Origin of the sequence: Phytohabitans kaempferiae (assembly GCF_042433955.1) — a bacterium.
Lineage (GTDB): Bacteria > Actinomycetota > Actinomycetes > Mycobacteriales > Micromonosporaceae > Phytohabitans > Phytohabitans kaempferiae.
This window is the reverse complement of sequence record NZ_JBHLUH010000012.1, coordinates 277,796-300,252: the sequence shown is the minus strand read 5'-3', so window position 1 is coordinate 300,252 and position 22,457 is coordinate 277,796. Positions and strand designations below refer to the sequence as shown.

Annotated in this window: 19 protein-coding genes and 1 tRNA gene; 15 read left to right on the top strand and 5 right to left on the bottom strand. The window is 72.6% G+C overall.

The genetic code is table 11. The features are described from left to right. Positions 1-46: 46 nt before the first annotated feature. A complete protein-coding gene (locus tag ACFFIA_RS11015) occupies positions 47-1,276 on the top strand; it encodes an MAB_1171c family putative transporter (protein ID WP_377249406.1) in 1,230 nt (409 codons plus the stop codon). Further along, positions 1,273-2,409 carry a cytochrome P450 family protein gene (locus ACFFIA_RS11010; RefSeq protein WP_377249404.1) on the top strand — a complete coding sequence of 379 codons (1,137 nt, stop codon included), beginning with the start codon at positions 1,273-1,275 and terminating at the stop codon, positions 2,407-2,409. The genes ACFFIA_RS11015 and ACFFIA_RS11010 overlap by 4 nt, the downstream gene beginning before the upstream one ends. Here the strand turns inward: ACFFIA_RS11010 and ACFFIA_RS11005 are convergent. After that, positions 2,389-4,104 (bottom strand): dolichyl-phosphate-mannose--protein mannosyltransferase, encoded by a 1,716-nt coding sequence (locus ACFFIA_RS11005; RefSeq protein ID WP_377249402.1) that lies wholly within the window; start codon positions 4,102-4,104, stop codon positions 2,389-2,391. The two genes, ACFFIA_RS11010 and ACFFIA_RS11005, sit on opposite strands and share 21 nt — an antisense overlap. 25 nt (positions 4,105-4,129) lie before the next feature. Between ACFFIA_RS11005 and rsmI the strand changes: the two genes are divergently transcribed. Then, positions 4,130-4,987, top strand: a complete 858-nt coding sequence (rsmI, locus tag ACFFIA_RS11000) for a 16S rRNA (cytidine(1402)-2'-O)-methyltransferase (protein ID WP_377249400.1) — start codon at positions 4,130-4,132, stop codon at positions 4,985-4,987. 76 nt (positions 4,988-5,063) lie between these two features. Here the strand turns inward: rsmI and ACFFIA_RS10995 are convergent, their stop codons facing one another. Beyond that, positions 5,064-6,443 (bottom strand): hypothetical protein, encoded by a 1,380-nt coding sequence (locus ACFFIA_RS10995; RefSeq protein WP_377249398.1) that lies wholly within the window; start codon positions 6,441-6,443, stop codon positions 5,064-5,066. Positions 6,444-7,541: 1,098 nt separating this feature from the next. Here ACFFIA_RS10995 and metG point away from each other — a divergent pair. Both metG and ACFFIA_RS10985 read left to right on the top strand, forming a co-directional pair. Beyond that, complete coding sequence (metG, locus tag ACFFIA_RS10990) at positions 7,542-9,335, top strand: methionine--tRNA ligase (protein ID WP_377249396.1); 1,794 nt, start codon at positions 7,542-7,544, stop codon at positions 9,333-9,335. A 217-nt stretch (positions 9,336-9,552) separates the two neighbouring features. Beyond that, positions 9,553-11,334: an MFS transporter gene (locus ACFFIA_RS10985; RefSeq protein WP_377249394.1), complete on the top strand. Its 1,782-nt coding sequence runs from the start codon at positions 9,553-9,555 to the stop codon at positions 11,332-11,334. Here the strand turns inward: ACFFIA_RS10985 and ACFFIA_RS10980 are convergent. Then, positions 11,327-12,580 carry a hypothetical protein gene (locus tag ACFFIA_RS10980; RefSeq protein WP_377249392.1) on the bottom strand — a complete coding sequence of 418 codons (1,254 nt, stop codon included), beginning with the start codon at positions 12,578-12,580 and terminating at the stop codon, positions 11,327-11,329. The two genes, ACFFIA_RS10985 and ACFFIA_RS10980, sit on opposite strands and share 8 nt — an antisense overlap. 138 nt (positions 12,581-12,718) lie before the next feature. On the opposite strand from ACFFIA_RS10980, the gene ACFFIA_RS10975 reads away from it, so the two are divergent. The 7 genes from ACFFIA_RS10975 (at position 12,719) to ACFFIA_RS10945 (ending at position 18,425) form a co-directional block, all read left to right on the top strand. After that, positions 12,719-13,579, top strand: a complete 861-nt coding sequence (locus ACFFIA_RS10975; RefSeq protein WP_377249390.1) for a TatD family hydrolase — start codon at positions 12,719-12,721, stop codon at positions 13,577-13,579. Then, on the top strand, positions 13,573-14,421 hold the full coding sequence (gene rsmA, locus ACFFIA_RS10970; protein WP_377249388.1) for a 16S rRNA (adenine(1518)-N(6)/adenine(1519)-N(6))-dimethyltransferase RsmA: 849 nt from the start codon (positions 13,573-13,575) through the stop codon (positions 14,419-14,421). The genes ACFFIA_RS10975 and rsmA overlap by 7 nt, the downstream gene beginning before the upstream one ends. A gap of 32 nt (positions 14,422-14,453) precedes the next feature. Then, positions 14,454-14,606, top strand: coding sequence for a hypothetical protein (locus tag ACFFIA_RS10965; RefSeq protein ID WP_377249386.1), 153 nt, complete (start codon positions 14,454-14,456; stop codon positions 14,604-14,606). Continuing rightward, a complete protein-coding gene (locus ACFFIA_RS10960) occupies positions 14,603-15,583 on the top strand; it encodes a 4-(cytidine 5'-diphospho)-2-C-methyl-D-erythritol kinase (RefSeq protein ID WP_377249384.1) in 981 nt (326 codons plus the stop codon). Before ACFFIA_RS10965 ends, ACFFIA_RS10960 begins: the two co-directional genes overlap by 4 nt. Beyond that, positions 15,583-17,370, top strand: coding sequence for an ABC-F family ATP-binding cassette domain-containing protein (locus ACFFIA_RS10955; RefSeq protein ID WP_377249382.1), 1,788 nt, complete (start codon positions 15,583-15,585; stop codon positions 17,368-17,370). Before ACFFIA_RS10960 ends, ACFFIA_RS10955 begins: the two co-directional genes overlap by 1 nt. A gap of 51 nt (positions 17,371-17,421) precedes the next feature. Beyond that, entirely contained in the window at positions 17,422-17,880 is a 459-nt protein-coding gene (locus tag ACFFIA_RS10950) for a DUF4383 domain-containing protein (protein WP_377249380.1), read from the top strand. Between the two features lie 62 nt (positions 17,881-17,942). Continuing rightward, positions 17,943-18,425: a DUF4383 domain-containing protein gene (locus ACFFIA_RS10945; RefSeq protein ID WP_377249378.1), complete on the top strand. Its 483-nt coding sequence runs from the start codon at positions 17,943-17,945 to the stop codon at positions 18,423-18,425. Here the strand turns inward: ACFFIA_RS10945 and ACFFIA_RS10940 are convergent. Both ACFFIA_RS10940 and ACFFIA_RS10935 read right to left on the bottom strand, forming a co-directional pair. Then, positions 18,406-19,068: a TetR family transcriptional regulator gene (locus tag ACFFIA_RS10940; protein WP_377249376.1), complete on the bottom strand. Its 663-nt coding sequence runs from the start codon at positions 19,066-19,068 to the stop codon at positions 18,406-18,408. The two genes, ACFFIA_RS10945 and ACFFIA_RS10940, sit on opposite strands and share 20 nt — an antisense overlap. Further along, positions 19,065-20,021 (bottom strand): acyl-CoA desaturase, encoded by a 957-nt coding sequence (locus tag ACFFIA_RS10935; RefSeq protein WP_377249374.1) that lies wholly within the window; start codon positions 20,019-20,021, stop codon positions 19,065-19,067. Before ACFFIA_RS10935 ends, ACFFIA_RS10940 begins: the two co-directional genes overlap by 4 nt. Before the next feature lie 173 nt (positions 20,022-20,194). On the opposite strand from ACFFIA_RS10935, the gene ACFFIA_RS10930 reads away from it, so the two are divergent. The 3 genes from ACFFIA_RS10930 (at position 20,195) to glmU (ending at position 22,427) form a co-directional block, all read left to right on the top strand. Further along, positions 20,195-20,449, top strand: a complete 255-nt coding sequence (locus ACFFIA_RS10930) for a helix-turn-helix domain-containing protein (RefSeq protein WP_377249372.1) — start codon at positions 20,195-20,197, stop codon at positions 20,447-20,449. Between the two features lie 299 nt (positions 20,450-20,748). Further along, positions 20,749-20,820, top strand: a tRNA-Gln gene (locus tag ACFFIA_RS10925). A gap of 107 nt (positions 20,821-20,927) precedes the next feature. Continuing rightward, positions 20,928-22,427 carry a bifunctional UDP-N-acetylglucosamine diphosphorylase/glucosamine-1-phosphate N-acetyltransferase GlmU gene (gene glmU, locus ACFFIA_RS10920; RefSeq protein WP_377249370.1) on the top strand — a complete coding sequence of 500 codons (1,500 nt, stop codon included), beginning with the start codon at positions 20,928-20,930 and terminating at the stop codon, positions 22,425-22,427. The last annotated feature ends 30 nt before the right edge of the window (positions 22,428-22,457 follow it).

The following is a 22,457-nucleotide window of genomic DNA, read 5'->3' as shown; positions in this document are numbered from 1 at the left end:
CGCAAGCCCGCCAAGTAACTGCGACCGTAAGCATCGGGGAGACCGAATGCACGAGGTGCTGTATCCGGCGCTGGCGGCGGTGGCCTGGATCGGCCTCGCGGTCAAGCTCCGCGACCTGCGCCGCGGGCGCAACCCGTCGCGGGTCGCGGTGTGTGGCGCGCTGGCACTGCTCGCCTCCACGTTCACCGTGTCGACGCCGGCGGTGTGGAGCTGGCTCGACCGCACCACCGGCGTGGCCAACCTCGCGGCGCTTTGGGCGCACCTGTGCGTGGTCGCCTTCTCCGGCACGGTGCAGCTGCTCGTACTCTGGTGGGTCAATCCGCCCGAGGCGGCCCGCCCCCGGGCCCGCGCGCGGCTCGTCCTGCTCGCCGTCACGGCGGTGGCGATGGTGGCGCTCTTCCTCGCCGCCGGTCCGACCGAGCCGCGCACGACCGACTTCGTCGCCACGTACGCCGGGCGCCCGGTCTTCGCCGCGTACCTGCTGGTCTACCTGGCCGCGTTCGCGCTCGGCATGGTCGACGTGGTGCGCCTCTGCTGGCCGTACTCGCGGCTCGCCGGCCGCTCGTGGCTGCGGCGAGGGCTGCGCACCACGGCGGTGGGGGCGGCGAGCGGGCTGCTGTACGCCGCTGTGCGTGTCGCCGACGTGATCGGGGCGCAGATGGGCGCCGACGTCAGGCGCTGGGAGCCGATCGCGCCGCCGGCCGCCAGCCTCGGGGCGCTGCTCGTCATCCTCGGGCTCACCATGCCGGCGTGGGGGCCGCGGCTGTCGGAGTTTCGGGGGTGGCTGCGCCGCCGCCGGCAGTACCGCCAGCTCCAGCCGCTCTGGGCCGACCTGCACCGGCTGATGCCCCAGATCGCGCTGGAGCCGCCCGCCACGACTCCGCTGGGCGACCTCGACCGCCGCCTGTACCGGCGCGTGATCGAGCTGTACGACGGCTCGCTCGCCCTCCGCCCGTACCTCGACGAGGCGGCCGCCGGCCGGGCCGGACGGATCGGTGCCCGGCTGGGGCTGCGCGCCGACGACCTGGCCGCGGTGATGGAGGCGGCACGGCTGCGCGGGGCGGTGCACGCGTACGCGCACGGCGAGCCCCGCGCGACCGTGGAGGAGGGTGGTGACGAGCCGCCGCCCGGCCGCCTCGACGAGGGCGCCGACCTGGCCCAGGAAGTGGCCCGTCTGGTACGCGTCTCGCGGGCGTACGCCGGCTCGCCGGTCGTGGCCGCCGCTGTGGCCGGTCGGGACGCCCTGCCCGCGGAGGAGACCGAGGTGGCGATGTGAGCCAGCATGTGGGACCGGCGCGGCGCACCACGCTGCCGGACGGGTCGCCGGTGTGGCTGGTGACCCGCTACGCCGAGGTGCGGGCCGCGCTCGCCGACCCCCGGCTCTCGCTCGACAAGCGGCACGCGACGGGGTGGGCCGGCTTCCGCCTGCCGCCCGCGCTCGACGCCAACCTGCTCAACATGGACCCGCCCCAGCACACGCGGATCCGTTCGCTGGTGAGTCGGGCTTTCACGCCTCGGCGTGTGGAGGAGATGCGTCCGGGCGTGCAGCGCCTCGCCGACCACCTTGTCGACGCGCTGCCGTCGGGCGGCCCGGTCGATCTCATCGCCGTGTACGCCGAGCCGCTCCCGATCGGCGTGATCGGCGAGATGTTCGACGTGTCGCTGGAAGACCTCGCCCGCCTGCGGGGCTGGACCAACGACATGGTCACCGGCTCACGGGAGTCGGCGGGCGCGGCGATCGTGTCGATCCACCGCTTCCTCGCCGAGCTGATCGCCCACCGGCGCGCGGCTCCCGGCACCGACCTGCTCTCCGCGATGATCGCCGCCCGCGACGAGGGCGACCGGCTCTCCGAAGACGAGCTGACGTCGCTGGCGTTCCTGGTGCTCTTCGCCGGATACGAAAACACGGTCAACCTGATCGGCAACGGCATGCTGGCGCTGCTGCGCGACCCCGAGCGGGCGGCGGCCCTGCGTGCCGACCCGGCGCTCCTGCCGTCGGCGGTGGACGAACTGATGCGGTACGACCCGCCCGCGCCCGTCTCGATCCGCCGCTTCCCGACCGAAGACGTGACGATCGGCGAGGTGACCATCCCCAAGGGCGAGACCGTGCTGCTGGGGCTGGCGGCGGCAAACCGCGACCCGGAGCGGTGGGACGACCCGGAGGCGATCGACCTCACGCGGTCGGAAAACCCGCACCTGTCGCTCGGCCACGGCATCCACTACTGCCTCGGCGCGCCACTGGCCCGGCTGGAGGGGCAGATCGCGATCGGCACGCTGCTGCGGCGGGTACCCGACCTGGCGCTGGCGGTGCCGGCGGAGGAGCTGCGCTGGCGGCCCACGTTTCGCACGCACGGGCTGGTCGAGCTGCCTGTGCGCACGACACCGCCGTCAGATCCAGCGACCGCCTAGCCACATCCGCGCGGACCAGTCTTCGTACGGGATGACCTGCCCGACGAAGATCGGATAGAAGTACGCGAAGCAGACGGCGACCAGGAGCACGTAGGCGCCCGCGACCACAGCGCCGACCATCCGCCGGTCGACGCCCGACTCGGGGGCCGCCCCGCCGTCTGCGGAGAGCAGGGATCTGGCCGGTGTCATGATCGCGCCCAGCACGTAGACCACCGCCAGCACCAGGAAGGGCTCGGCCGGCAGCGCGTAGAAGGCGAACATCGTGCGGCCCTCGAGCGCGAAGTAGAACCACGGCAGCAGGCCGGCGCCGACGCAGAGCAGGATCGCGCCGGCGCGCCAGTCGCGGCGGGCGATGCCGAACCAGACGAGCGCGATCAGCGCCGGGATGAACGACCACCACAGCAGCGGCGTGCCGAGCAGCAGGATGTGCGAGGCGCAGCTGGACGCGCCGCAGGCGCCCTCGGTGGACCAGTGGAACGCGATCGGGCGGCCGAGTAGCAGCCACTGCCAGGGCCACGACTGGTACTGGTGCTTGTCGTCAAGTCCACTGTGGAACCTGAGTGCCTCGGTGTGGTAGTGCCACAGGTTTTGCAGGGCTCCGATGATCGGTGCCTCGGACATGCCGTTGTCGGCGCGCCAGTGGCGGAAGTATCCGTCGTCGGTGAGGAACCAGCCGGACCACGTGGCCAGGTAGGTGAGGACCATCAGCCCGCCGCACAGCACCAGCCAGCCGATCTCGCCGATGAACGCGTCGCGCCACGGCCTCGGCGCGCCGGCCGAGCGGCGCGCGCCGGCCTCCCACAGCACGATCATGAGGGCGAACGCGAAGACGAACCACACCGCGCTCCACTTGACCGCGATCGCGCAGCCGAGCAGCGCGGCGGTGGCGAGGCGCCACCACGGGATCTGTATCGGCAGGCGGCCGGCGCGCCCGCTCACGGTCGGGTCGAGCCCACCCTCCAGCGCGCGTAGCCATCGGGCGCGTCGGGAGTCGCGGTCCATCACCAGGGTGCCGAACGCGGCGACGATGAAGAACATCAGGAAGATGTCGAGCAGCGCGATGCGGGAGAGCACGAGGTGGAACCCGTCGAGCGCCATCAGCAGGCCGGCCGCGCAGCCCAACACCGTCGAGTGGAACATGCGGCGGGCGACCCGCACCATGATCAGCACGGAGAGCGTGCCGATCACCGCGCCGGAGATGCGCCAGCCCCACTCGTTGTACCCGAAGATCTGCTCGCCGATCGCGATCATCCACTTGCCGAGCGGCGGATGCACGACGTAGGCCGGGCCGTTGCTCTCCGGGTCCCACTCCACGCCGTGTTGCAACATGTCCCAGGCGTCGGTGGGGTAGTAGACCTCGTCGAAGATCAGGCCGCGGGGGCGGTCGAGGTTGACCAGCCGCAGGATGCCGGCGATGAGCACGATGACACCGGTGGCGACCCATGAGTACGGATCGAGCCGCGCGTCGAACGGCAGCAACCGCCGCCGCACGATGTCGGCGACGCCCGCACGCTGCGGCTCGCTCTCGGATCTGTCGTCGCCACGAGCTGCGGCACCGGTGGGCTCGGTCGCCTCGTCGGAGGCGGCCTCCGGTGCCGTGGGGCTGGCTGTCTGCGCTGTCGCCGCCGGAGTCACCCCGCGATCGTAGGCTGCCGGAGTGTGATCTGGCGCGCACTGCCCATCTGTTGGTGTCATGAACGTCGATGAAAGGCCGTTGGCTGTGGGTGAAAAGTCCGATACTGGCAGGTTGGTGCTGGTTGGCGCACCGCTCGGCAACATAGCCGACGCGTCCGCCCGCCTGCGCGAGACCCTAGCCGCCGCCGACGTGGTGGCGGCCGAAGACACCCGCAGACTCACCCGGCTGGCGCGTGACCTCGAGATCACCATCCCCGGCCGGATCGTCTCCTACTTCGAGGGCAACGAGGAGCGCCGTACCCCCGATCTGGTCGACACGCTCACCGCGGGTGCGGTCGTCGCGCTGATCACCGACGGCGGCATGCCGAGCGTCTCCGACCCCGGCTACCGCTTGGTGCGGGCGGCACTCGACGCCGGCGTGTCGGTGACCGCCGCGCCCGGCCCCAGCGCGGTGACGACCGCACTGGCCTTGTCGGGGCTGCCCGCCGACCGCTTCTGCTTCGAAGGCTTCCTCCCCCGCGGCGGCGGCGCCCGCCGCGCCCGCCTGCGCGAACTGGCCGCCGAGCCCCGCACGATGGTCTTCTTCGAGTCGCCCCACCGCGTCGCCGCCTGCCTGGCCGACCTGGCCGAAGCGTTCGGCGCCGACCGTCCGGCGGCGGCGTGTCGCGAACTCACGAAGACGTACGAGGAGGTGCTCCGCCGCCCTCTCGGCGACCTCGTGAGCTGGGCGTCCGCGCAGCAGCCCCGTGGCGAGATCACCCTGGTGGTGGGCGGAGCCGCGCCAGCCAGCCGCACCGCACCGCCCGCCGGCGACCTACGGGCCGCGGTCGCCAGCCTGGAGGCCGCGGGTACCTCCCGCCGCGACGCCATCACCGCCGTCGCCGAGGAGTACGGCATGCGCCGCCGCGAGGTTTACGAGGTGGTACACGCTCCGTCGCCGTAGCTTGCTGGCGGTTGGCCGGCGCTGGGCGTGGGCGGCGTTCCCGGGTCGTGACACGCCAGCCCTCGGATCAGATCATCTAGAAGGTGGCCGCCAGGAACGCGACCGCCACCAGCAGGGGAGCGGCGAGGCTGGCGAGGGCGGCACGGCGGCGCGAGCGGCTGTCTTCGAGGCGGAGCGCGCCGGTGGCCCACACGATGCCGATGCCGCAGAGCACCACCAGCGCCAAGCCGAGGGCCCAGCGTAGGTGGAGCACGGTGCTGGCGGCGTCGACGTACGCGCGACCGCTGTCCGAGCCGACCATCTTGGCGGCCACGGTGGCGCCCTCGTGGTCCTGGTCGCCGACGCCGAGCAGGCGCACACGTTCGGCCGTGAAGGCGCCGCCCGCCGCCGTGAACTCGCCCAGGCACCGCTGTGACACCCCGTCGCCGGTGCACTCGGTGACCGTGGCGGTGCCGGTGTCGCCGTGGCCGACCGCCAGCCACAGGGGCTCGGCGCTCACCCAGGCGAAGAAGGTCGCCAGCAGCGCGAATATCAGCAACGCGATCAGCCCGGTGGCCGGCCGGCGGGGTGGCTTGGGCGGGCGGCCGGGGCGTCCTCGCACGGGCGGGCGACGCGAGCCGCGGGGCATCTCCTGTACGGGCATCCAGAAGGGGCGCTCGTCGGGCTCGGAGACCGGTGCGCGCTCGGGTACGGCGATGCGGACCGTCTCGCGCGTCTCCGGTACGGCTTCGCGTGTCTCGTGTTGTGCCGCGATGGGCTGGGTGACTGCCTCGGCGCCGGCGGTGGCGGGCTGAGCCGGGACGGGCTCGGTGTCCGGCTGGACGATGAGGTCGATCTCCTCGGCCTCCTGCGCGGCCGGGCGGAGGGCCTCGGCGGCGACCGGCTGGGCCGCGACCGGCTGGGCGGCCGCTGGCTTGGCCGGCCGCACGCGTTCGATGGCGTCGGCGCGCTCGGCGGCCTGTGTGCGCTTGGCAGCCCCAGGGCGCTCAGGCGCGTCCAGGTCGGCTGTGGCGTCCAGGCCGGCCGTGGCGTCCGGGTCCGGCGTGGCATTTGGGTCTGTCGTGGCTTCCGGGTCTGTCGTGGCTTCCGGGTCGGCCGTGGCCGGCTTGCGGCCATTGCGGTCGCCCGCGACGGGCTGGGTCGCGTGGCGGTCGGCCGCCGAGGCCCCGTGAGCGTCCAGGTCGGCTGTCTTGGGCTCGTGATCGTGGCGGTCGGCCGCCGAGGCCCCGTGAGCGTCCCGGCTGGCTGTCTTGGGCTCGTGAGCGTCGCGGTCGGTCGCGGTGGGCTGAGGTGTGTCCAGGTCGGCCGTGGCAGACTCCGGCCCAGTCTCGTTGGCTGCCGCTGCCTCGCGAGGGACGACCACCGGCTTCGCCGCGGCGGAAGACTCCGACGAAGCCTCAGCCGACCCGCGCCCGGGCGAAGCCTCCACCGACTTGCGCGCAGGCGAAGCCTCCACCGAAGGCACCTCTGACGGCGCCGCCGGCACGTTTGACGGCGCTGCCGAAGGCATGGCTGATGGCGCCGCTGTCGGCACGCCGGGAGGCGACGCCTGGCCCAGATCCGAAGGCCGTCCTCGCCCCACAGGCGAAGCCTCCGCCCAAGGGTCGCCCACAGGTGAAGCCTTCGCCTGGGGCACACCGGTGGACGAGGCCGAGGAGGCGCCGCCGGGCGGAGTCGGGGAGGTGCCGGCGGGCAGGGCCCGGGAGGCGCCGCCGGGCGGAGTCGGGGACGCGCCCGCGGGCAGGGCCCGGGAGGCGCCGCCGGGCGGAGTCGGGGACGCGCCCGCGGGCAGGGCCCGGGAGGCGCCCCCGGGCGAAGCCGAGGACGCGCCCGCAGGCGAGGCGGCCCCCGCGGACTGTGGCGCCGAAGGCGCACGAGCAGGCGAAGCCTCGATGGCAGGCTGGCCCGCAGGCAAGGCGGCCACCGCAGGCGAGGCCGGCAACTGCGGGGTCGGTGCCGGCGGGCTCAGTGTCACCGTCGGGACTGGCGGTACGGGCTCGATGGGGCGCACCGCGGCGAATCTCGCCGCCGCGGCTGCTGGGTCGCCGCGCCACCAGGCGCCCTCGGGGCCGTCCGACGCCCACGGACTGGTTCCCGGCGGCGTGTCGGGCAGCTGCGTTTCGCCTGGTTGCGGCGCTGATCCGGTCACAACCTTCATTGGACAACGCCGAAGCGCGCCGACCGCGTAGCGCTCCGCGCGTGTCGGCCGAATATGGAGTTACCACCGGTCTCGCTCGCGGGCCGGCGGCGTCGGATCCTGCCCGCCGCCGACACGGTCTGGCGGGCTCGGTCGTGCTCCTGCTACGGAGGGGACCAACTCGCCACACCGGCACGGCCCGCGCGAGCCGGCCACTCCCCGTAGCCAGGATCAGCCCGCTGGCCGGCGCACCGGCCGCCGGGGGCAGGCCCCACGCCACCAGGGGCAGACCTCCGCGATCGCGCCCAGGCCAGCGAGGGCTAACCGATGCCCGACGGCACAGCCCATGCCCGCGCTGCCGAGGGCCGGGAGAGGCCACACAGGCCGGTGCCTGGGCAGGGCCTAGGCTTGGGCGCTATGAGTCACGTTCTCGCGGCGGTCGCCTGGCCGTACGCCAACGGCCCGCGCCACATCGGCCACGTCTCCGGCTTCGGGGTGCCCTCCGACGTCTTCAGCCGGTACATGCGGATGGCGGGCCACGACGTGCTCATGGTCTCCGGCACCGACGAGCATGGCACCCCGATCCAGGTGCAGGCCGACAAGGAGGGCGTGACCCCCCGCGAGCTGGCCGACCGGTACAACCGGGTGATCGTGGAAGACCTGCACGGGCTCGGCCTGTCGTACGACCTCTTCACCCGCACCACCACCGGCAACCACTACGCGGTGGTGCAGGAGCTGTTCGAGGGGTTGTACCGCAACGGATACATCGTCCCCAAGGTCACCATGGGTGCGATCTCCCCCTCGACCGGGCGCACGCTGCCCGACCGGTACATCGAGGGCACCTGCCCCATCTGCGGATACGACAGCGCGCGCGGCGACCAGTGCGACAACTGCGGCAACCAGCTCGACCCGGTCGACCTGATCAACCCGCGCTCCAAAATCAACGGTGAGACGCCGCGGTTCGTGGAGACCGAGCACTTCTTCCTCGACCTGCCCGCGTTCGCCCAGGCGCTGGGCAAGTGGCTCGACAGCCGCGAGGGGTGGCGACCCAACGTGCTGCGCTTCTCCCGGAACCTCCTCGACGACCTCCAGCCCCGCGCGATCACGCGTGACCTGGAGTGGGGCGTGCCGATCCCGCTGGAGGGGTGGCGCGAGCGTGGTGACAAGCGCATCTACGTGTGGTTCGACGCCGTGATCGGCTACCTCTCCGCCTCGATCGAGTGGGCCCGCCGCTCCGGCGACCCGGAGGCCTGGCGCCGCTGGTGGTCCGAAGACCCCGCGGGCGGGCCGGCGGCCTACTACTTCATGGGCAAGGACAACATCGTCTTCCACTCGGTGATCTGGCCGTCGCTGCTGCTCGGCTACTCGGGCGAGGGCGACCGGGGCGGGGAGCCGGGCGGGCTGGGCCGCCTCAACCTGCCGACCGAGGTGGTCTCCAGCGAATTCCTGACGATGGAGGGGCGCAAGTTCTCCTCCTCCCGCCAGGTCGTGATCTACGTGCGCGACTTCCTGGAGCGGTACGACGCCGACGCCCTCCGCTACTTCATCGCGGTGGCCGGGCCGGAGAGCCAGGACACCGACTTCACCTGGGCCGAGTTTCTGCGGCGCAACAACGACGAGCTGGTGGCCGGCTGGGGCAACCTCGTCAACCGCTCGATCTCGATGGCCGCCAAGAACTTCGGCGCCATCCCGCCCGCCGGCGAGCTGACCGCCGAAGACCGCGCGCTGCTGGAGACGGCGCGGGCGGCCTATGGCAGCGTCGGGAGCCTGATCGAGAAGCACCGCCAGAAGCAGGCGATCACCGAGGCGATGCGGGTCGTGGGCGAGGCCAACAAGTACCTCTCCGACCAGGCGCCCTGGAAGATGAAGGACGACCCGGCGCGGATGGGCACGGTGCTGCACGTGGCGCTCCAGGCGGTGAGCGACTGCAACACCCTGCTCACGCCGTTCCTGCCGCACAGCGCGCAGAAGGTGCACGAGTTGCTGGGCGGCACCGGTGTGCACGCCCCGATGCCGTCGATCGTCGAGGTGGAGGATCTCGACGGCGGCCCGGCCTACCCGATCCTGACCGGCGACTACTCGACCGGGGCGCGGTGGGAGTCGGTGCCGGTCGAGGCGGGCCGGGCGCTGGCCCCACCGAAGCCGGTCTTCCGCAAGCTCGACCCGTCGATCGTCGACGAGGAGCTGGCCCGCCTGGACCCCGCGAACTAGGGCGTGTCTGGTGGATCTTTGCGGGGCTGCGGCGGGCCCAGACGGCGCCCGGCGGCACCGGACGAAAGGCCACATACAACACCGGTATGCGACCTTCCGCCCGGCACCACCGGACCGCCGCCTGGACCTCGCCTCGCACCCACAAGATCCACCAGACACGCCCTAGGGGACAATTCAGGGTGTCGCGCGGGGGTGCGCAGCCGAGAGACTGGCTGGCGTGAGGATCCCGGCCACCGCGCTGACCGGCGTCGTCGCACTGGCGTTCGCCGATGCCTCGATCGTCGCGCTGGCCCTGCCCGCGATCTACGCGCGGTTCGACACGACGATCGTCGGCGTCTCGTGGGTGCTGACGGGCTACGCGGTGGCGGTGACCGTGGCCGCGGTGGCTCTGGTGCTGGCCCGCCGGTGGCTGCCGACCACGCCACTCACCTTGGGCGGGGTGGCGCTCTTCGCCGCCGGTTCCACCTGGTGCGGCATCACCGGCTCGCTCGGCGGCCTGCTCACCGGCCGCGTGGTCCAGGGCATCGGGGCGGCCGCGCTGCTCGCCGGCGCGCTCGAGCTGCTCAGCGCGCACTCGGGTCGCGAGCGGGGCCGGCGGCTGTGGAGCGGCGCGGCCACCGCCGGGCTGGCGGTCGGGCCGGCGCTGGGCGGCGCGCTCACGGAGGCGTTCGACTGGCGGGTGATCTTTATCGCCCAGGTGCCGGTGGCGCTGCTGGCGCTGGCGGTGATCGCGCTGTGGCCGGCGCCGGCGCTCGAGCCGGCGAGTGACGAGCCCGCCGGCCGCAGCCCGCTCTGGGCCATCGGCGGCTACCTGACGCTCTTCGCCGGGCTGGTCGGTGCCCTCTTCCTCGGTGTGCTCCTGCTCGTCGAGATCTGGCGTTACAGCCCGCTCGCGGCCGCGTTCGTGATGATGGCGCTGCCGGCCGGCACGGTGCTCGCCGGCCGCGTGACCGCGGGCGCGGGGGCGGGGGTCCGGGTGGTGGGCGGCACGCTCGCGCTCGGCCTCGGGCTGCTCGGGCTGGCGTTCCTGCCGTCGGCGAGCCTGGGCTGGGCCGCGGCCGCGCTCTTCCTGTGCGGGGCCGGGTCGGGCGTGGTCGCGCGCGTGCTCTCCTCGGCCGCGGTGCCCGCCGGCGGCCCGCTCGTGCGCTCCGGCGGCTCGGTGGTCGCCGCCAAGCACGCCGGCCTGGTGCTCGGCCTCGTGGTGATCGCGCCGCTGCTGGCCAGCTCGCTCACCGACGGCGCGCAGCGGGCGGTCGTCACCGGCACCGCCGTGCTGCTCGACGCGCGCATGCCGGTGCAGGACAAGCTCCAGCTCGCGATGTCGGTGCGCGACACGTTCGCCGAGGCGCCGCGCGGTGCGGTGCCCGACCTGGCCGCCGCCGTCGACACCGCCAACCGCGGCGAGACCACCACCGCCGTGGTCAGGGAGGTCGACCACCGGCTCAGCGCCGTGCTCACCCGGGCGTTCCGCCCGGCTTTCCTGGCCGCCGCCGCGCTCGCCCTCCTCACCGTCCTCGCGGCCTTCGCGGTCCGCCAACAGCCCATGGGGTACGCGCGCCGGCGTGCCGCCCCCACGGCGATCCTTGCCGCTCTCGTCCTGGTCGGGCCCGTCCTGGTCGGCGCCGAGGCGGCCGCCGGCGCCCGTGACTACGGCCGCTACCAGGAGACCGACCCGTGCGCCGCGCCCGCCGACCCGTACCCCGGTGATGGTGTCGATGCGCTGGTCCAGCGCGTCGCCTACGGCGCGCTGCACGGCGCCGCGTGCGAGCTGGGCCTGTCCCGCGAGCGCTTCCTGCTCGCGCTCGCCGGGCAGCCGGGCTTCGCCGAGCTGGAGTGGGATCCGCCGACCGTCGAGCGCACGGTGCGGGCCGCGGTCGACAAGGCGCTCGACGACGTCGACCAGCGTGGCGACCTGCCCGGCTGGACGGTCGACCTGGTGCGCACGGCGGTGCGGGCGATGCCGCTGGAGGAGATCCTGCGGGTCGTGGGGCTCAGGTGAGCCTGTACTCCAGGTTGACCACGCGGTGGTCGGCGATCTCGGCGGCCGGCGCCCACGCCTCGTAGATGCCCCGCTCGTAGCACTGCGCGCCGAGCGCCGCCACGCTGTCGGGGTCGGGTCGGCAGAGGCGCAGGCGGGTCCAGCCCGACTCCTGCCGCAGCACCAGGCAGTCGGCGCCCCGCCACCGCGCGAAGGCGGCGCGGCGGGCCAGCGCCTCGACCGGATAGCGGGCCGCCCGCGTCATCGCCAGCACGCGGAACTCGCCGGGCGGGTCGGCCACCGCCTCGTACTCCTGGCCTCGGTAGCGCCCCACCAGCCGGGTCGACTTGGCCTTCTCGTCACTCGGCACGTACTCCTGCTCGGGCGCGATGTCGGGCACTCCGGCCAGCAGGTGGCGCCACTGCGGGCCGACCATGCGCAGCCAGCCCCGCTGCTCCGGCTGGTAGGTGTAGAGCACGACCTCGGTGCCGTCGGGCGTGTAGGCCAGCAGCGTGGCATTGGCCGGCAGCGGCAGGTCGGCGAGGTCGGTGGTGACCCACTCGGGGATGACGAAGCGCCCACTCGGGGTGAAACCGGTGCCGAGCACCGGCGCGCCCATGCGGTCGTGCGACGGCATGCCGGCCAGGCCACGGTGGTTGTCGCCGAGCGGGATCTCGAAATCCTGCGGATCGGCGGCCCGCCACCGGATCGCGAAGGTCACATCCGGGTCGTCGCGGGCCGAGTCGGAGTCGGTGCGGAGCAGCGCGAGGGCCGAGGGCGTGCGCAGGTGGGCGATGTCGTGCTCGCGGTAGCAGAACCCGTGCGGGAGCCAACCCCGCAGATAGCCGGAGAGCTGGCGGGCGGAGAGCACCTTGACCATGCGGGTGCCACGCCGGATCGCGGCGGTGCGCCGGATGCCGCCGACCGTCGGGTCGTGCGCGTAAGCCGGCGACTGGCTGAGCGCGTGGATGTCGTGCCAGCCGCGTGCCCGGTTGAGCGGCACGAGGAGCGGCGCCTCCAGCCCTTCGGGCACGTCGGCCCGCAGGCCCTGCACCGCGGTCACCTCGGTGACGTGCACGAAGCGGTGCCACGGGTGCGCGGCGCCGGGGCGGGGGTTGCGCTCGAAACCATCGGCCGGATCGACGCTGAACAGCTCGTATGCCGCGCCGTGCGCGATCTCCTCGGCCGCGTAGACGACGCCCTCGTAGGTGACGTGCAGCCCGGCCCCAGCCATGTGCGGCTGCGCGGTCGACGGGGTCACTGTCACCTGCTCGACAATAGGGTGCAGCGTGTGCCCCCGGGTGAACGCAGGGTTACGCCTACCTGTGACACCAGGCACGACACGCCCGTAATTCGCTGGACGGGCCGGTGGGCTCCCGGTCATGGCGACCGCGCGGCGCGTGGGATGCTGAGCGCGATGAGGAGTTCGCGACGCCAGCGCCAGGGAGAGTTCCCACCGGCACCTGAGCCGCTGCCGGTGCCGGTGATCGACAGCCACACGCACCTGGACATCACGGTGGCCGAGGAGGGCGCGCCGGGCGGGGTCGACGAGTTCGTGGCGCTCGCCGCGACCGCCGGCGTCGACCGGCTGGTGCAGGTGGGCGTCGACGTCGAGTCGTCGCGCTGGGGCGTCGAGGTCGCCGCCCGGCACCCCGCGATCGTCGCCACCGTGGCGCTCCACCCCAACGAGGCGCCCCGCCTCGGCGACCTCGACGAGGCCCTGCGCGTGATCGAAGGGCTGGCCGCCGACGAGCGCGTACGCGGCATCGGCGAGACCGGGATGGACACGTTCCGCACCGGCGACGAGGGACGGACGGCGCAGGAGACGAGCTTCCGGGCGCACATCGCGATCGCCAAGCGCCACGGCAAGCCGCTGGTCATCCACGACCGCGACGCGCACGCCGACGTGCTGCGCGTCCTCGACGAGGAGGGCGCGCCGGAGACGGTGGTGCTGCACTGCTTCTCCGGCGACGCCGACTTCGCGGCCGAGTGCGTGCGCCGGGGCTACCTGCTCAGCTTCGCCGGCACGGTCACCTTCGCCAGCGCGGTGGCCCTGCGCGACGCGGCCCGGGTCACCCCGATCAAGCAGATGCTGGTGGAGACCGACGCGCCCTACCTGACGCCGATGCCGTACCGGGGGCGCCCCAACGCCTCGTACCTCATCCCGCTGACCGTGCGCGGCCTGGCCGAGGCGACGGGGGCCGACCTCGACGAGCTCTGCGCCGAGATCTCCGCCACCGGCGACCGCGTCTTCGGGCCGTGGTAGCCGACCTGCTCGGCCCGGCGGAGATCCGGGAGCTGGCCACGCGGCTGGGGGTCGCGCCCACCAAGCGGCTCGGGCAAAACTTCGTGCACGACCCCAACACCGTGCGCCGCATCGTCTCCGCCGCCGGACTCGCCGCCGGCGACGTGGTGGTGGAGGTGGGGCCGGGCCTGGGGTCGCTCACGCTCGGCCTGCTGCCGGCCGCCCGCCACGTGCACGCGGTGGAGATCGATCCGGCGCTGGCCGGTGCGCTCGCCGAGACCGCCGGCCATCCCGGCAACCTCACGGTCCACCACGCCGACGCGCTCCGGATCACCGCCGCCGAGCTGGACCCGCCGCCGACCGCGCTGGTGGCCAACCTGCCGTACAACGTGGCGGTCCCGGTCGTCCTCCACCTGCTCGCCGAGCTGCCGAGCCTGCGGCACGGGCTGGTGATGGTGCAGAAGGAGGTCGCCGACCGGCTGGTCGCCGGCCCTGGCTCCAAGGTCTACGGCGTGCCCTCGGTCAAGCTCGCCTGGTACGCGAGCGCGCGCACCGCCGGCCGCGTACCGCCGAGCGTCTTCTGGCCCGTGCCCAACGTCGACTCCGGCCTTGTCGCCTTCACCAAGCGGGAGCCGCCCGCCGGCCCCCGCGAGCGGGTCTTCGCCGTCGTCGACGCCGCGTTCGCCCAGCGCCGCAAGACCCTCCGCGCCGCGCTGGCCGGTTGGGCGGGCGGCGCCGACCGGGCCGAGGCGGTGCTGGTGGCCGCTGGGGTCGACCCGGGAGCGCGTGGCGAGGCACTGACAGTGGATCAGTTCGCCGCCATAGCGCTTGCCGCACCCGTACCGAGCCGGGCCGCCGAGTAGTCTGACGAGGTGCCCGTGAGGAGGTGTAGGCGATGAGCGCGCAGCCTGTCGAGCCTGGTGCCCGGGCGATGTGGACGCCTGAGCTGGTCGGCGACTCCTACAAGCTCGTCGCCGACACCACCGAGGAGCTGGTGCTCGACCGGCCGTTCGAGATCCGCCTCCCCGTCCAGGACATCACTCCGTGACGGAGGCTTGGCGGCCGGACGAGGAGCTGGACCGGCCGCGCCTGGCGGCGTCCGGGCCGGTGAAGGTGCGCGTGCCGGCGAAGATCAATCTGCACCTGGGCGTCGGTCCGGTGCGGCCGGACGGCTACCACGAGCTGAGCACCGTCTACCACGCCATCTCGCTCTACGACGAGCTGACCGCCCGCCGGGGTGACACGCTCACGCTCACGATGGAGGGCGAGGGCGCCGGTGAGCTGGCCCTCGACGAGAGCAACCTGGTGATCCGCGCGGCCCGCGCCCTCGCCGCGCACGCCAAGGTCCCCGCCCACGCCCGCCTCCACCTGCGCAAGCAGATCCCGCTCGCGGCCGGGCTCGCCGGCGGGAGCGCCGACGCGGCCGCCGCGCTCGTCGCCTGCGACGCGCTCTGGGGGCTCGGCCTCTCCCGCGACGAGCTAGCCACCGTCGCCGCCGACATCGGCTCCGACGTGCCCTTCCTGGTCTACGGCGGCACCGCCCTCGGCACCGGCCGGGGGGAAGCGGTCAGCCCCGTGCTCGCCCGCCCCAGCTCGTGGCACTGGGTCGTGGCGATCGCCGACGGTGGCCTCTCCACGACCGACGTCTACCGCGAGCTCGACCGGCTGCGCGACACCGGCGAGGCCGCCCGCCTCCCCGGCCACGCGAGCAACCCGCTGCTCGGCGGCGCCGACCGGCTGCTCGCCGCCCTGCGGCAGCGCGACCCGGCCGTGCTCGGCGCCGCGCTCGACAACGACCTCCAGGCCGCCGCGCTCTCGCTGCGCCCCGGCCTCGCCGACGTGCTCAAGGCCGGCCACGCCGCGGGCGCGCTCGCCGGTCTCGTTTCCGGGTCGGGCCCGACCTGCGTCTTCCTCGCCACCGACGGGCCACACGCCACGCGCATCGCCGAAGACCTGACCGCCGCCGAGGTGTGCCGTTCGGCCCGCACCGCCCACGGCCCTGTGCCCGGAGCCCGCGTCATCTGATGGCCAACATCGTCAACCTGGACCGGGTGTCCAAGGGGTACGGCGCGGCCGGCCCCCTCCTTACCGACGTATCCCTCGGGCTCGACGACGCCGACCGCGTGGGCGTGGTGGGGCTCAACGGCGCCGGCAAGTCCACGCTGCTGCGCCTGCTCACCAAGCTCGAAGAGCCGGACGCCGGACGGGTCACCCACCGGCGCGACCTGCGAGTGGCGTGGCTGCCGCAGACACTCGAACTCGCCGCCGACGCCACCGTCCACGACGTCGTGATCGGCACCGCCTGGCTGGGCGAGGGGTTCGCCGCCGAGCACGAGTGGGCCGGAGACGCCGGTGTCCGTTCCATCCTTGATGGTCTTGGCATGCCCCACCTCGGCCTGGACCAGCCGGTCGGGCCGATGTCCGGCGGCGAGCGGCGGCGGGTCGCGCTCGCCGCACTGCTCGTACGCGCCGCCGACCTGCTCATCCTCGACGAGCCCACCAACCACCTCGACGTCGCCGGCGTCGACTGGCTCGCCCGCCACCTCACCACCCGGCGCGGCGCGCTCGTGGTCGTCACCCACGACAGGTGGTTCCTCGACGCGGTCTGCACCGCCACCTGGGAGGTCGCCGACCAGACCGTCCGGGCGTACGAGGGCGGCTTCGCGGCCTGGACGCTCGCCCGCGCCGAACGCGAACGGGTCGCCGCCGCCGTCGAGGCCCGCCGGCAGAACCTTCTCCGCAAGGAGATCGCCTGGCTGCGCCGCGGCCCGCCCGCCCGCACCTCCAAACCCCGCTTCCGGATCGAGGCGGCCAACGCGCTCATCGCCGACGTACCGCCGCCCCGCGACACCGTCTCCCTCCGCCGGCTCGCCACCGCGCGGCTCGGCAAGCAGGTGTACGACCTGGCCGACGTCACCCTCCACGCCGGCCCCAAAACCATCCTCGACCAGGTCACCTGGCAGGTCGGGCCGGGCGACCGCATCGCGCTGCTGGGCGCCAACGGTGCCGGCAAGACCACACTGCTGCGGCTGCTCGCCCAGCGGCTCGAGCCGACCGGAGGCACGTTCCGGGTCGGCTCCACCGTGCGCACCGCCTTCCTCTCCCAGGAGCTGGCCGAGCTTCCCGGCAACCTCCGCCTGCTGGAGGCGGTCGAGGAGGTCGCCAAGCGGGTCAAGCTCGGCGACCGCGAGCTGTCCGCGGCCCAGCTCGCCGAGGTGTTCGGGTTCACCGACCGTCGCGTGTGGACACACGTCGCCGACCTCTCCGGCGGCGAGCGGCGGCGCCTCCAGATGCTGCGCCTGCTCGCCGGCGAGCCCAACGTCCTCCTCCTCGACGAGCCCACCAACGACCTCGACACCGACACGCTCGCCTCGCTCGAAGACCTCCTCGACAGCTGGCCCGGCACGCTCGTGGTCGCCAGCCACGACCGCTACCTGGTCGAACGGGTCACCGACACCGTGTACGCGCTGATGGGCGACGGGCAGCTACGCCACCTCCCCAACGGCGTCGAGGAGTACCTCGCGTCGCTGCCCGACGCCCGCCCGACCCGCGAGGCACCTCCGGCGGCGCCGACCCCCGACCGCCCCTCCGCCGGCGAGGCACGCGCCGCCCGCAAGGAGCTGGCCCGCCTCGAACGCACCGTCGCCAAGCTGGAGCAGCGGGAGGCGGGGCTGCACGACGAGATGGCCCGCAACGCCACCGACTACGCCAAGATCGCCGATCTCGACGCGCGACTGAAGGCCGTACAGGCGGAACGAGCCGAGGCGGAGGAAGCCTGGCTGGCGCTCGCCGAGCAGGTGCCAGATCACTGAGAGAGGGGCTGCCCGGCGGCACCTCGGAGCGATGGTCCACAATCACGGGCCATGGCGCACTTTCCCGTCAATCACCCGCTGCGGCCGACCTACCGTGCGCTCGGCGGGCTGACCGGCCTCTACCTGATCGTCTTCGGCGTGCTCGGGCTGATCGAGACGAGCGGCGACGAGTTCTTCGCCCAGACCGACACCGAGGCGCTCTGGCAGGGCACCAACCTCGGCTACTCGGTCATCTCCATCGCCCTCGGGCTGATCCTGCTGATCGGCACCGCACTCGGCCGCAACATCGACGCCGCGATCAACAAGTGGTTCGGCTACGGGTTCGCCGCGCTCAGCCTCGCGGCCCTCGCCGTGATGCGCACCGACGCCAACTACCTCAACTTCACCATGTCCACCGTCATCGTGGCGATGGTGATCGGCCTGGTGCTGCTGATGGCCGGCATGTACGGCAAGGTCGGCACCGACGAGCAGGCGCGGGCCTCGCGGGAGGCACGACTCCTCCTGGAGTGAGGCCGCTGCGGCGATGCGCCGTAGCGGCTGCGGGGACGCCGCCACCGGGCGACAATCCAGCTATGGCGCACATCCCGGTCAACCATCCAATGCGACCGCTGTACCGCACGCTCGCCGGACTGATCGGCCTCTACATCCTGGTGTTCGGGATCATCAGCCTGACCCAGACCTGGGGTGATCCGCTCTTCGACCGTGGCGACGTGACAGTGCTCGGCCTGCGCACCAACCTGGCCTTCTCCATCGTGTCGACCCTCTACGGCGCGGTGCTGTTCGTCGGCGCGCTCATCGGCAACAACGTCGAACACCTGATCAACCTGGCCGGCGGCCTGATCTTCATCCTCGGCGGGCTGGCCATGCTGATAGTGCTGCGCACCGACGCCAACATCCTCAACTTCTCGATGACGAACGTGATCGTCTCGTTCGTCTTCGGCCTGCTCGTCCTCACCGCCGGCCTCTACGACAAGGTCGGCACCTCCGAAGACGTCGAAGCCGAGGAACGCTACCGCCGCAACGCGGTGCCGACGCCTACTTCGTCTGGCGAGTGAGCAGCGCCGGCTTCGCCTCCAGGTGCGACAGGCCGTTCCACGCGAGATTGACCAGATGCGTGGCCACCGTGTCCTTGCGCGGCTTGCGCACCTCCAGCCACCACCGGCCGGTCAGCGCCACCATGCCCACCAGCGCCTGCGAGTAGAGCTCGGCCAGCTTCGGGTCGTATCCACGCGTCTTGAACTCGGCGCCCAGTATGTGCTCGACCTGGTGCGCCACATCGTTGAGCACACTGCTGAAGTTGCCCGTCGCGGACATCAGCGGCGACTCCCGCACCAGCACACGGAAGCCGTCGGTCTCCGACTCGATGTAGTCCAGCAACGCCAGCGCCGCCTGCTCCAGCAACTCGCGAGGGTGACCGGCGGTCAACGCGTTCGTGATGCGGTCGAGCAACGCACGCACCTCGCGGTCGACCACCACCGCGTAGAGGCCCTCCTTGCCGCCGAAGTGCTCGTACACCACCGGCTTCGAGACCTTCGCGCGAGACGCGACCTCCTCGATGGAGGTCGCGTCGAACCCACGCTCCGCGAAAAGCTGGCGGCCGATCGCGATGAGCTGCTCGCGCCGCTGAGCCGCGGACATCCGCACCCGGCTACCGGTCTTGACCGGCGCCGCCCCGTTGGTGCTCAGGCTCTCAGTCACGACGTCGGTTTAACCAGCTTCGCCGCGATGCGCTCCGGCTTCGGCCAGCGCACATTCGACGCCGCGCCCACCTTCTCGAAGATCCAGATCGTGCGCGCCGAGATGTCGATCTGACCGCGCAGCACGCCGTGACGGGCACAGGTCGGGTCGGCGTGGTGCAGGTTGTGCCAGCTCTCACCGAAAGACAGGATCGCCAGCGGCCAGAAGTTGGAGGCACGATCGCCCTGGCGCACCTCGAACGGGCGCTCACCGTACACATGGCAGATCGAGTTGATCGACCAGGTGATGTGGTGCAGCAGGCCCACACGCACCAGACCCGCCCAGAAGAACGCGGTCAGCGCGCCCTGCCACGACCAGGTCAGCAGCCCACCGGCAGCCGCGGGCGCGACCATCGAGATCGTCACCAGCAGCGGAAACAGCCGGTCGATCCGGTTGATGTCCTTGTCGGCCACCAGGTCGGGGGCGAACCGGTCACGGTTGGACAACTCGCGGTTGAACAGCCAGCCCATGTGCGCGAACCACAGGCCCTTCAGGAGCGCCCAGAAGCCGGTGCCGAAGCGCCACGGCGAGTGCGGATCACCCTCGACGTCCGAGAACATGTGGTGCCGGCGGTGATCCGCCACCCACTGGGTGATGTTGCCCTCGACCGCGAACGAGCCGGCCACCGCCAGCGACAACCGCAACCACCGCTTCGCCTTGAACGACCCATGCGTGAAGTAACGGTGGAAGCCGACCGTGATGCCGAGCCCGGACACCGTGTACATGACCGCGAAGATCGCCACGTCGGTCCAGGTGAGCCAACCGCCCCACGCGATCGGCACGGCGGCGAAGACGGCGAGGAACGGGATCACCACGAACGCCCACAGGCCGATCAGGATGCCCTTGGACTGTGTGCCGTCGGTGAGCGGCTTGGGAGCATTGACAGGGGTGTCGTCGAGGGTGGCGGTGGTCATGGCACCTCGCTGAGCTGAGTGTGGCTTCGGACGTCCGGGGTGAGTAAAGCTACGCCTACGTCACCGTAACTTACGGAACCGTAGTCTGACAGTGGCTCATTCCTTTTCCTTCCTGTAAATCGGCTGTGGACAAGGGAACCCGCGCCCTCGTAGGCCCGCCTAGCGTCCTCGGCATGACGCACCCCCTCGCCGCCGAGGCGCGGCGCCTACGCACCGACGAAGAGCTGTCGACCCGCCAGATCCGCGAACGGCTCGGCGTGAGCAGAGACCTGCTCAACGAGCTGCTCCGCGGCGTACCACCACCGGCCTGGACGCGCCGTCCCAACGCCAAGGACGAGCTGCGGGCGCGCGCCGAGGAGTTGCGCGCCGAAGGGCGGTCGGTCAACGACATCGCCCTCGCGCTCGGCGTCTCCAAGTCGACCGCCTGACCTACCGGGTCAGCATCCATGAGTCGGCTGACGCCGAGGCGGCATCGCGCTGGTGGGCCGAGCGGGTCGGGGTCGACGCCGACCTGATGCGCCGACCCACGATCAAGCGACACAAACCCTCGACGACCCGGCGAAACAAGGGGCCTGACTACCGCGGCTGCCTGGTGATCGACGTGCCCAACGGGCGCCTGCTCTACGCGCGCGTCGACGGTGTGATGGCAGGGGTCTTCAAGGCGTTGGAAGAGAGGAGCGGTTTCCTTTCGCGATCTGGCGAACGCTAGGCTGACTACCGCAAACCTTCGGCTGTGGTGTAATTGGCAACACCTGCGGTTTTGGTCCGTATGTTCCAGGTTCGAGTCCTGGCAGCCGAGCTTTCATGAAATGTCCAAATCGCGACATTGGGGCCGCGGAGCCGGCCGACCCGCGCGCGACTACCATGAGGCCGCAACCCCACAGCCACCCCTGAGGGAGCTAGCTCGTGACCTCCTCGCAGTCCCGCACCGTCGTCGTCCTTGCCGCCGGTGAGGGCAAGCGGATGAAGTCGGCGCTTCCGAAGGTGCTGCACCCGCTCCTCGGCCGCACCCTCGTCGGCCACGTCCTCGCCGCCGCCGGTGGGCTCGCCGCGCGCCGCACGCTGGTCGTCGTGGGCCACGGTGCCGAGCAGGTGGAGGCGCACCTGGCCGAGGTGGCCCCGGCCGCCGAGCCGGTGCTCCAGGCTGTTCAGCACGGCACCGGCCACGCGGTGCGCATCGCGCTGGAGGCGACGAGCGACCCGGGCGACACGGTCGTCGTGCTCAACGGCGACGTACCGCTGCTGCGGCCGGAGACGGTGCGCGACCTCGTCGCGGCGCACGAGGCGGGGGGCCTGGCCGCGACGGTGCTCGCCGCCGAGGTCGCCGACCCGACCGGGCTGGGCCGGATCGTGCGCGACGAGTCGGGGCGGCTGGAGCGGATCGTCGAGGAGCGCGACGCGTCCGCTGAGCAGCGCGCGATCCGTGAGATCAACGCGGGTATCTACGCGTTCGACGGCGCGTTGCTGCGTGCGGCGTTGGGCAAGTTGTCGACCGACAACGACCAGGGCGAGGAGTACCTCACGGACGTCTTCGGGCTGCTGGCGACCGACGGCCGGGCGGTGGGCGTTCACGTGGCCGCGGACGCCACGGAGACGTTGGGCTGCAACGACCGGGCGGAGCTGGCCACGCTCCGGGCACTGCTGCGTGACCGGGTCAACCGGGCCTGGATGCGGGCCGGTGTGACGATCCTGGATCCGGCGACGACGTGGATCGACGTGACGGTGGAGCTGGGGCGCGACGCGGTGGTCGACCAGGGTACGCAGCTGCGTGGCACGACGTCGGTGGCGGCGGGCGCGACGGTGGGGCCGGATACGACGCTGATCGACACAGCGGTGGGCGAGGGCGCCTCGGTGGTGCGTACGCACGCGATCGGCGCGGAGGTCGGTGCCGGCGCCGGTGTGGGGCCGTACGCGTACCTGCGCCCGGGCACGAGGCTGGCCCGCAGGGCGAAGGTGGGCACGTTCGTGGAGACGAAGAACGCGGAGATCGGTGAGGGCTCGAAGGTGCCGCACCTGTCGTACGTGGGCGACGCGACGATCGGCGAGCACACCAACATCGGCGCGGCCTCGGTGTTCGTCAACTACGACGGTGTGTCCAAGCACCGCACGGTGATCGGCAGCCACGCGCGTACGGGCTCGGACAACATGTTCGTGGCGCCGGTCGAGGTGGGCGATGGCGCGTACACGGGCGCGGGCACGGTGGTGCGGGAGGATGTGCCGCCGGGCGCGCTGTCGGTGTCGAGCGGGTCGCAGCGCACGTTCGAGGGATGGACCGAGCGTAAGCGTCCGGGTACCCCATCGGCTGAGGCGGCCGCCCGCGCAAGAGTGGCGCGGGGTGAGACTGCGCACGACGGGGGCGATGCCGGGCGAGATGGGTTGACCTCGGGAGATACTGCAACCGAGTGACTCGTTGAACCCACCGACCCACGGGAGCGG